At 40.6% G+C, this 9531-nt stretch carries 10 protein-coding genes; 1 reads left to right on the forward strand and 9 read right to left on the reverse strand.

Annotation, left to right across the window (positions count from 1 at the left end):
- The 5 genes from FR7_RS22885 to hypA form a co-directional block, all read right to left on the reverse strand.
- Positions 1-783 carry a CheR family methyltransferase gene (locus FR7_RS22885; protein ID WP_007935824.1) on the reverse strand — a complete coding sequence of 261 codons (783 nt, stop codon included), beginning with the start codon at positions 781-783 and terminating at the stop codon, positions 1-3.
- A gap of 193 nt (positions 784-976) precedes the next feature.
- Positions 977-2095 carry an alanine racemase gene (alr, locus tag FR7_RS22890; protein WP_007935826.1) on the reverse strand — a complete coding sequence of 373 codons (1119 nt, stop codon included), beginning with the start codon at positions 2093-2095 and terminating at the stop codon, positions 977-979.
- 72 nt (positions 2096-2167) lie between these two features.
- The gene (locus FR7_RS22895) at positions 2168-2344 is read right to left on the reverse strand and encodes an aspartyl-phosphate phosphatase Spo0E family protein (RefSeq protein ID WP_007935828.1); all 177 of its coding nucleotides are present in this window, start codon (positions 2342-2344) and stop codon (positions 2168-2170) included.
- The gene (hypB, locus tag FR7_RS22900; RefSeq protein WP_007935830.1) at positions 2344-3012 is read right to left on the reverse strand and encodes a hydrogenase nickel incorporation protein HypB; all 669 of its coding nucleotides are present in this window, start codon (positions 3010-3012) and stop codon (positions 2344-2346) included. Before hypB ends, FR7_RS22895 begins: the two co-directional genes overlap by 1 nt.
- Position 3013: 1 nt before the next feature.
- A complete protein-coding gene (gene hypA / locus FR7_RS22905; protein WP_007951131.1) occupies positions 3014-3355 on the reverse strand; it encodes a hydrogenase maturation nickel metallochaperone HypA in 342 nt (113 codons plus the stop codon).
- Positions 3356-3549: 194 nt separating this feature from the next.
- Between hypA and FR7_RS22910 the strand changes: the two genes are divergently transcribed.
- Positions 3550-3813, forward strand: coding sequence for an alpha/beta-type small acid-soluble spore protein (locus FR7_RS22910; protein ID WP_007935832.1), 264 nt, complete (start codon positions 3550-3552; stop codon positions 3811-3813).
- A gap of 50 nt (positions 3814-3863) precedes the next feature.
- Here FR7_RS22910 and FR7_RS22915 read toward each other — a convergent pair whose 3' ends face one another.
- From FR7_RS22915 to FR7_RS22930, 4 genes are all read right to left on the reverse strand, one after another.
- Positions 3864-5825 (reverse strand): penicillin-binding protein, encoded by a 1962-nt coding sequence (locus FR7_RS22915; RefSeq protein ID WP_007951132.1) that lies wholly within the window; start codon positions 5823-5825, stop codon positions 3864-3866.
- A 152-nt stretch (positions 5826-5977) separates the two neighbouring features.
- Complete coding sequence (locus tag FR7_RS22920) at positions 5978-7372, reverse strand: amino acid permease (protein WP_007935835.1); 1395 nt, start codon at positions 7370-7372, stop codon at positions 5978-5980.
- 233 nt (positions 7373-7605) lie between these two features.
- Positions 7606-8724, reverse strand: a complete 1119-nt coding sequence (gene ald / locus FR7_RS22925; protein ID WP_007935844.1) for an alanine dehydrogenase — start codon at positions 8722-8724, stop codon at positions 7606-7608.
- A 303-nt stretch (positions 8725-9027) separates the two neighbouring features.
- Positions 9028-9531 (reverse strand): AAA-type ATPase lid domain-containing protein (locus tag FR7_RS22930; protein WP_338061466.1); only part of this gene is annotated, 504 nt, incomplete at its 5' end.

Below are 9531 nucleotides of genomic sequence, written 5' to 3' on the forward strand. Positions count from 1 at the left end.
TTAAAGAGGTCTGCGATAGAAAAATGGCATGTATTGGCTAAAGCCAATATCGCGGAAATTTAAGATGGCTTCCGTACCACCTACAAACAATACGCCACCGGGCTTAAGAGCACCTAAAAATCTTCGATACAAGCCATCTTTTGCCTCTTCGGTAAAATAAATAACTACATTTCTACATAAAATTAAATCAAATCCGGTATCAAATTTATCAAGCAATAAATTATGACGTTTAAATTCTACCCGTGAACGGATATCTTCATCAATCGTATAGGTAGTACCAGCTTGTTTAAAATATTTAGAAGCTCTGCCAGTAGAAATATTCTTAAATTCAGTATTGGTATATATACCACTTTTGGCTTTTGCCAGCATTTCTACATCCAGATCTGTCGCTAAAATTCGATGTTTTACATTTGGCGTTATATCTTTTAAGATCATTGCTAAGGAATATGGCTCAGCACCAACCGAACAGCCAGCACTCCAAATATTAAGTTTAGGACTTTGTGCTAATAAATCTGGCAGTACTTTGCTTTCCAGTTCAGAAAATTTTTCTGGTGTTCGGAAAAATTCTGTTACATTGATTGTCATATAATCAACAAATTCCTTGTACATCTTCGCATCTTTATCCAATAAGTTAAAGAAGTCTACATATGTATTCACACCATACCGAGTCATTAAATTATTAATCCGTCGCTGCATCTGAGCCGGTTTATAATCATTAAGGTTAATGCTTGATTTCGCATTAAACTTTTGTTTAAACAACTCCCAATCCTTCTCACCAACCACACCAACACCTCCAACTGATTTCTAGAAGTATATTCGACAGATTCTATTAATTTCCTACCTTCCCATCAAAAGACTTACAATACCTGAGTTCTCCTGACAAGCATTCAAAGCAATAAGCTTAACGACCCACTCTCACCAGATATAAAAAGGTGGAGTGGGTCGTTAATTTACTGTATTGTATTAGGATACATTTTTAAGAAGTCTTGCTAATATAATACCTAGGCACTCTTTTTCCTACCATACATACTATTTCATAATTAATCGTTCCCATGATCTGAGCAATTTCCTCTACTGGCAATTCAGCTCCACCAAATAATAGCACTTCATCATCAATGGTAACATCCGGAATATGGCTGACATCAATCATACACTGATCCATACAGACTCGTCCGACGATAGGGGCCCTTTGACCATGGATCAATACTTGTGTCTTACCCGCCAGCAAACGAGACCAGCCATCTGCATAGCCTACGGGCAGAGTTGCAATTCGACTCCTCTGGTCCGTATAATAAGTCCTTCCATAGCTTATAGACGAATTAGGTGGTACATCCTTGACAAAACCGACTTGGGCTTTAAACTTCATCGCTGGCTTAAGCAGCAAACTCTTTTTTACTTCCTCTGAAGGCCATAATCCGTACAGAATAATGCCAGGCCTCACCATATCCAGATGCATCTCGGGCAGTTCTAATAACGCTGCACTATTGGCAATATGACGGATGGGTATGTGAATACCTTGTCCCTTAATATATTCAATAGCTTCTAAGAAATGCCGGTATTGTTCATAGGTAAAGACCTTGTCCCAGCTATCAGAAGTAGCAAAATGAGAATATACGCCCTCGATTTCAACTCCCGGCAAAGCGGCTACTGCTGCTGCAAAAACGCCTGCATCAGTTGGGCTAACACCGACTCTAGCCATTCCCGTATCAATTTTAAGATGTACTTTAGCCGTTTTGCCTGCTGATATGGCCGCTGCTGATAAAGCCCTTGCTGAATCAAGAGAAAATATCGTTTGCGTAATATGATTCTTGACCACTAGATCAGCCTGACAAACTGGAGTATACCCTAATACCAAAATGGGCACATCAAACCCTGCATTACGTAATTCGACTGCTTCATTGACAATCGCTACGGCCAAGCAGTCTGCTCCCGCTTGTAATGCAGTCCGCGCAACAGCTGCCGCTCCATGCCCATACCCGTCAGCCTTAACAACGGCACAAACCTTTGCAGCACGGTTTGTTGCCTTTCTGATTTCGGTTACATTATGGGCAATGGCTGTTAAATCAATCTCTGCCCATACAGGTCGATTAAACATATCTAACCCTCCTAGCAAAAAATAGGTGACAAAGAGACGTTAATTCGGGGACTTTGTACCTATGAAATACGATCATCGTCTTACATTCCGCATTTTTACTCTTTCATATTCTACAATTAATTTATCTAATTGAATACTGACTTCTGCAACTTCTGGGTCTATTAAATTACCTGATTTTTGTTCTACCAATTCATGAAGATGTACGCGCACACGTTCAATTTCTTGTGCCAGCTTTTGCAGATTAAACATCACTTGCTCTCCTTGCCTTTTTTAATTTGCACCTGTTTAATAAGCCAATTGAACCAAACTTCAAGTCCTTCACCAGTCTGGCATGAAACTGGCAGTAGAGTAACTCCAGGATGAATAGCAGTAATGTCTTTTTCAGCAGCTTTTAGGTCAAAATTAGTATATGGCAGTAAATCTACCTTATTTAAAATAACAGCGCTGGCTTGTTTAAAGATTAATGGATATTTTAAGGGTTTATCGTCCCCTTCTGTAATACTAAGAACGGTTACCTTACAATCCTCACCAATATTGAATTCCGCCGGACAAACCAGATTTCCTACGTTTTCAATAACAATCATATCAAGTACCCCAAGATCAAGACAATCAAGTACATCGTGAATCATATTCGCATCGAGATGACAGCCACCGCCTGTATTAATCTGTACCACAGGTACGCCATGCTCTTCAATGCGCTCAGCATCTTTCGCCGTAAATAAATCACCTTCAATAACAGCGATTGAAAGTGTTTCTTTTAATGCTTTAATGGTCTTTTCTAATAAAGACGTTTTACCACAACCGGGTGACCCTAGTAAATTGATTACAAGGATACCCGCTTTTTTAAATCGTTCCTGCAATGCAGCAGCAACCTGATCATTTCTCTCTAAAATATTAGTCATTACTTTTATTTGCACTTTATTCTACCTCCAGATAATCAACTGCTAACTCTCGGCCCGATACCACTAGGATATTAGCGGAGTGACATAAGGGACATAGGAATGAATATCGTTCCACTGTAAATTGCTGCCCGCAGCTATTGCATTTGCCAACCAGAGGTATAATCGTAATATCTACCACTGCGCTATCAGCTATCGTATTTGCAGCTAAAGCCGCAAAGCCAAATTTGAGAGATTCAGGCTCAACTTGAGTCATCTGACCAATCAGCAGTTTAATACAGCTTATCTTTACTGCATTATGCTCTGCAGCAGTTTTTAATACGATGTCCAATATTCCTTGAGCAATGGACATTTCATGCATATACTTCACTCCACGTTTACCATTTTCATACAGTTAATTCGTCATGAAAGGTTGATCTCCTGCCATAGCATTAAGTTCAATGATTCACATTCAATGTTTTTTACGATTGGAACTATTTACATAATATAAACTCGAATAATCACTTTCTATTTCGCTGATACTATGATTACACCAACACAAGGAGGTGATTATCAATGGCCAGAAGTAACAAACCTGTTAACCCAGGCGCGGAAAACGCTCTCGATCGCATGAAGCTTGAGATCGCTAGCGAGTTAGGAATTGCTGATCGAGTACGTGCTCAAGGTTGGTCAACTATGACTTCCGCTGATTGCGGACGTGTAGGCGGACAAATGGTTCGTAGAATGATTGAGCAATATGAATCTGGTTTGAGCGGAACTACCACTCAAGCAACCAGTGGAACATTAACTGCTCAATATGATGCGAACAAACAGCCTTAATCGTATGCATGGGCGGCTTTAAGCCGCCCTTTATTTATTTGTCCATTTTCCTATCGTGCTTCAAAATAAACGTTAATCTCTGTTCCTGCTTCTACAATTGTATTTGCCATTATACTTTGTCTTACGGCAACACCTGTTCCCACAGGAACAATCGATAGTCCTGCTTGCGTCAATTCATCTCCTGCTTCACGGATACTCTTGCCAGCCACATTGGGTACAACTACCTTTCCCGGAGGCGCTTGAATGTTAGGCAAGGGTGTCGAACTCGTTTGAATATTTTCTTTTGGAACAGGCAATTCATTGGCAATTTGAGGGTAAATAGTAAGATGACGCATAATTTTTCCTAAAATTTCGCCAGCAATGGGTGCTGCAATCTCACCTCCATAATAGCTTCCTTTAGGATCATCAAGAACAACTAAAATTGCAACTTGAGGATCTTCTACTGGACCGAAACCAACAAACGACGCTACATAACGTCCTGCAGAATATCCACTGCCATCATCTTGCAGCTTTTCTGCCGTACCTGTTTTTCCTGCAAAACGGTATCCTTTGATAGAAGCTTTTTTACCGCCGCCTTCCAATACAACCTTTTCCATTAAGCCCGTTAACCGATTCGCTGTTTCAGGGCTAATCGCCTGACGCACCGATTGAATCACGCCTTCACGCTCAATAGAACCATCCACATTTCGCACTTCTTTGATAATATACGGTTTTAAGAGTACTCCATCATTGGCAATCGCCGATACAGCCGTAATGAGCTGCAATGGTGTAACAGCAATACTTTGCCCAATGGACATCGTCGCCACGTCAGAGTCGCGCATATCTTCCGGCCTAAATAACAACCCTTCTTCTTCACCGGGTAATTCAATACCCGTTGCCTTGCCGAAACCAAAGGCCTTAGCATATTCGATCAATTTATAAGCTCCCAGCCTCATGCCAATTTGTACAAAAATGGTATTAATGGATTGTTCCATAACTTCGACAAAAGAAACATTGCCATAACTTTCGTCACTCCAATTTCGAATACGCCGCCCCGACACTTCTACATAGCCATTATCAATAAATCGCTCTTCGGGGTAGAGTTGTCCTTCCTGTAATGCAGCAGCAGCTACAACACTTTTAAAGGTAGATCCGGGTTCATAATTATATGCCACCGCCCGGTTCTTCCATTCCTGTATGCTATACTTATAGAACTGATTGGGATTATAAGTGGGCCGATTGGCCATGGCCAGTATTTCTCCAGTGTGAGGATTCATAACAATCACGGTTGCCCCTTGGGGGCGATTGGTCAGCATTGCCTTATCCAAGCTCTGCTCAACAATAAATTGAATTGTACTATCTAAGGTAAGGTATACATTTTTTCCTTGTTTAGGTGGAGCAAATGTAAAGATAGACTTAAAAATGGGAATACCCCTGCTATCGGTATCAACAAAATGTTCCACAGAGGTTCCTTTAATGACTTTATCCAATACCATTTCCATGCCGTCTAAACCCACGTCATCCGTGCCCACAAACCCCAAGACGTGAGCAGCCAAATTATCATTAGGATAATACCGTTTGCTTTCTTCTAAAAAGCCCAGACCTCTAAGATTGGATTCTTTGATCACAGCCTCTATTTGCTTTGTCACCCCAGGTTCGATCATGCGCTTGATCCAAATAAAACGTCCTCCCGCAGATAATCGTTCCTTAATATCTCCAGGCTGCATTTCTAATAACGGAGCCAGCAGTGATACTACAATATCCGGGTCTTTAATTTCAGAAGGATCCGCATATAAGGACTTGGTTAAACTGCTGACTGCCAACTCCCGTCCTTCTCTATCATAAATCGTCCCGCGGGGCGACTGTAAAGTTTGGCTGTCTTTCACTTGGTTCGCTACCTTTGCGGCCATACGATCACCGTCGATGAACTGCAGCCAGCCAATGCGCACTGCCAGGATAAAAATCATCATCAGCAGCAGAACTAAAAATGCAGCTATACGTCGCTGCAAGATTACAGCGTTTTTTTCCATCATTTATAATCAACCCTTCCTAAGAACACAATACTGCATGTCTTATTATTCGTCTCATTTGCAGTATTTCCCTGCAAGAAAAGGAGCTTATCCCAGCCACTAGTAATGAAAAAAACACCTATAGCAGGTGTTTTTTCATTATAAAGATATAGGATCTACTGTTGAAGAGATTTTTTCTCTCCATCACCTTTATGCATTCCTGCTGCATAATACGAAGCAGCAATCAATCCAAACCAGATTGGTGCAATATATAGTGCAACACGAGTATCTGGATTAAAGAACATGGCTATGGCAACGAATGCTAAGAAAGCTAAGCTGACCCAATTGGAAATAGGTGAAAAAGGCATCGGATATTTGATTTGTGCAATTTGTTCAGGTGACAAACTCTCACGATACTTCAGCTGAATCAACAAGATAATTCCCCATATCCAAAGCGCACCAAAGGTAGCAACACTTGTAACATACACAAATACCTGTGCAGGAACCAGATAATTAAGCACTACGCCGATCAATAAGAAACCTGACGAAACCAAAATTCCTTTTACAGGAACATGGCGGTCATTTAATTTACTAAACATTGTCGGAGCTTTTCCTTGTAATGATAAGTTATAAAGCATCCTGCCTGTGCTAAACAGCCCACTGTTACAAGAAGATAAGGCTGCGGTCAATACTACGAAGTTGATAATGCCAGCTGCTGCCCTTACTCCAAGTTTATTGAAAGTCAAGACAAACGGACTGCCCATTGTACCAATTTGATTCCAAGGATATAACGACATAATGATCGTTAAGGAGCCAACATAAAAAATGAGAATACGCCAGAACACTTTATCAATCGCAGCCGGTAAGGATTTCTCAGGATTTTTTGCTTCACCGGCTGTAACACCAATCAATTCAATACCTAAATAGGAAAACATTACCATGGTGCTCGCCATAATCATGCCTTCTATACCATGAGGGAAAAACCCGCCATTAGACCAGAGGTTGGAAATGCCGATTGCCACACCATGATTAGCTACCCCAAAAACGATCATAGCCGAGCCAGCTACAATCATCGCTAAAATCGTTACCACTTTAATTAAGGCAAACCAAAACTCAAACTCACCAAAAGCACGAACACTAACTAAGTTAACAGATGCCATTAAAACTAAAGCACACAAGGCAGGAATCCACTGGGGCACTTCTGGCACCCAAAAGGAAAAATACACCCCAACTGCCGTGATCTCTGCCATACATGTGACAACCCACATAAACCAGTACGTCCATCCTGTAATATAACCAGTCAGAGGTCCTAAGAAAATATTGGAATGAGCACTAAAGGTACCGGAAACGGGATAAGCAACTGTTACTTCACCTAGGGCACGCATAATATAGAACATAATAATACCAGCCAGAAAATATACAAGTATCAATGATGGACCGGCAGCTTTTATTGCAGCGCCAGCTCCAAGAAATAGCCCTACACCAATCGCTCCGCCTAATGCAATCAACTGAATATGACGTTCCTCTAATCCCCGATGCAATCCTTCCTGCAATGCATTATTTTTTTCCACAAATTCTCCCCCTCATATATTAGACTCCGGGATTACGGTAGGTTATTTTGCACCACCTCCTTACAATCCATGCAGGCCTTATTATAAACTATCACACACCGATATGGCGGAATTTCAATCATCCCACTATTCTATATATTCAGATAATTTTTCTTGTAGTATACGCAAAAAGCATACTCTTAGCACAGATACGAGTATGCTTTTTGCTACTTTGTTGATTTACTAAATTTTGTTTAGCTTAATACAGTTGTTACAGGAGTATAAGGTAAATTCTGATCATCAGCTACAGCCTTAAATGTTACTTTTCCATCATAAACATTAAGTCCTCTTGCCAATCCAGCATCATCAATAAGAGCTTGCTTCCAGCCTTTATTAGCAATCTGCAGCGCATATGGCAATGTTGAATTTGTTAAGGCCAAAGTGGACGTGCGAGCCACCGCTCCGGGCATATTGGCTACAGAATAATGGATTACACCGTGCTTGGTATAGGTAGGTTCGCTATGGGTGGTAATTCGATCAATCGTTGAAACGGAACCGCCTTGATCAATCGCCACATCTACAATGACGGAACCAGCTTCCATGGTTTTTACCATTTCTTCGCTCACTAGCTTAGGAGCTTTTGCTCCAGGTATGAGTACAGCGCCCACTAAAAGATCCGCTTGTTTTACCCATTTTGCAATATTATAGCTATTTGACATGACAGTGGTTACTCTGCCACCAAAAATATCATCTAAGTAAGCAAGACGATCTGTAGATTTATCAAGAATCGTAACACGTGCACCCATGCCAACAGCCATCTTAGCAGCATTCGTACCTACAATGCCACCACCAACAATTACGACTTGACCTGATTCTACCCCAGGTACGCCACCTAGAAGGATGCCTTTGCCGCCCCAAGGCTTTTCCAGGAACTGCGCACCAATTTGTACTGCCATACGACCCGCGACTTCACTCATTGGTGATAATAAGGGCAATGAATTATTCCGGCCTACAATAGTTTCATAGGCAATACCAATCACCTTTTTCTCTAATAATGCCTTCGTCAGTTCAGGCTCGGGAGCTAAATGTAAGTATGTAAATAAAATTTGACCTTCATGAAACAATTCATACTCTGGCATTAGGGGTTCTTTCACCTTAATAATCATTTCTGAGGTATCAAATAATTCTTTTTTATCTGCGATAATCGTAGCTCCTACTTGCTGATAGCTTTCATCAGAAAAGCCGCTGCCAATACCTGCATTTTTTTCAATTAATACAGTATGCCCCGCTCTACAAAGATCCTCGGCACCTGCCGGAGTCAGACCCACACGATTTTCATTGTTTTTAATCTCTTTTGCTACGCCAATAATCATAATAAATTCCCTCCATTTTCGTTATACTATTTTAGCAATATATAAATACACTATTAGTATTATGATCTTATAATACTGCAAAAATCGTGCCAACCAGGCTTTTTTATGATATATCAGCCATTTCATCTAATAAATATCAGGTTTTTACTTGTTTCACTTCAAAAGCAGTCACATTTTAAAACCTCGCTGATTAGTTGAAAATCTAGCAAAAGCTATTTATTGTGGAACTATTTATTTCCACAATGGATTCCATTGTTACGAATTGGTTCCATTTTATTGAATTAAATTCCATAAATTACCAATTCATTCGAGCGAAAAGTCATATTTTCGTAATTTTTTTAATACCGCAGTATGGGATAACCCTAATACTGCTCCCATACGTCTCGAAGAGCGAAAGCGACGAAGAGTTTCTTTTAATATAACCACTTCCACTTCTGCCAGCCGCTCCTCTAATGTTTGATATTTTTCAAATTGCACCGTAGGCGGTGCTGTTTGGGAGCCCGACAACCTTCCCAAAAAGATATGTTCTGGTTGAACCAGTGTTCCATCAACTAAATTTACTGATCTCTCAATAATATTTTTTAGTTCCCGTACATTACCCGGCCAATTATAATCCTGCAGCCGCTGTAATGCAGCAGCAGAAAAACCCTGAACTGGATTATGCAATTTCTCAGCAAAATGTCTTAAAAAAAGTTCCCCTAATAGTTGAATATCTTCAAAGCGCTCCCTGAGGGGGGGAATTAAGAGAGGGATTACATTCAAACGATAGTATAAATCTTCTCGAAAAATCTTATCAGCAACCATATC

Origin of the sequence: Pelosinus fermentans DSM 17108 (assembly GCF_000271485.2) — a bacterium.
Lineage (GTDB): Bacteria > Bacillota > Negativicutes > DSM-13327 > DSM-13327 > Pelosinus > Pelosinus fermentans.

Bases quoted from the DNA above. Each gene is read 5' to 3' on its own strand.
- alr (WP_007935826.1), bottom strand. From the start codon at position 2,095: ATGTTTAATCGACCTGTATGGGCAGAGATTGATTTAACAGCCATTGCC.
- FR7_RS22895 (WP_007935828.1), bottom strand. From the start codon at position 2,344: ATGTTTAATCTGCAAAAGCTGGCACAAGAAATTGAACGTGTGCGCGTA.
- hypA (WP_007951131.1), bottom strand. From the start codon at position 3,355: ATGCATGAAATGTCCATTGCTCAAGGAATATTGGACATCGTATTAAAA.
- FR7_RS22910 (WP_007935832.1), top strand. From the start codon at position 3,550: ATGGCCAGAAGTAACAAACCTGTTAACCCAGGCGCGGAAAACGCTCTC.
- FR7_RS22915 (WP_007951132.1), bottom strand. From the start codon at position 5,825: ATGATGGAAAAAAACGCTGTAATCTTGCAGCGACGTATAGCTGCATTT.
- ald (WP_007935844.1), bottom strand. From the start codon at position 8,724: ATGATTATTGGCGTAGCAAAAGAGATTAAAAACAATGAAAATCGTGTG.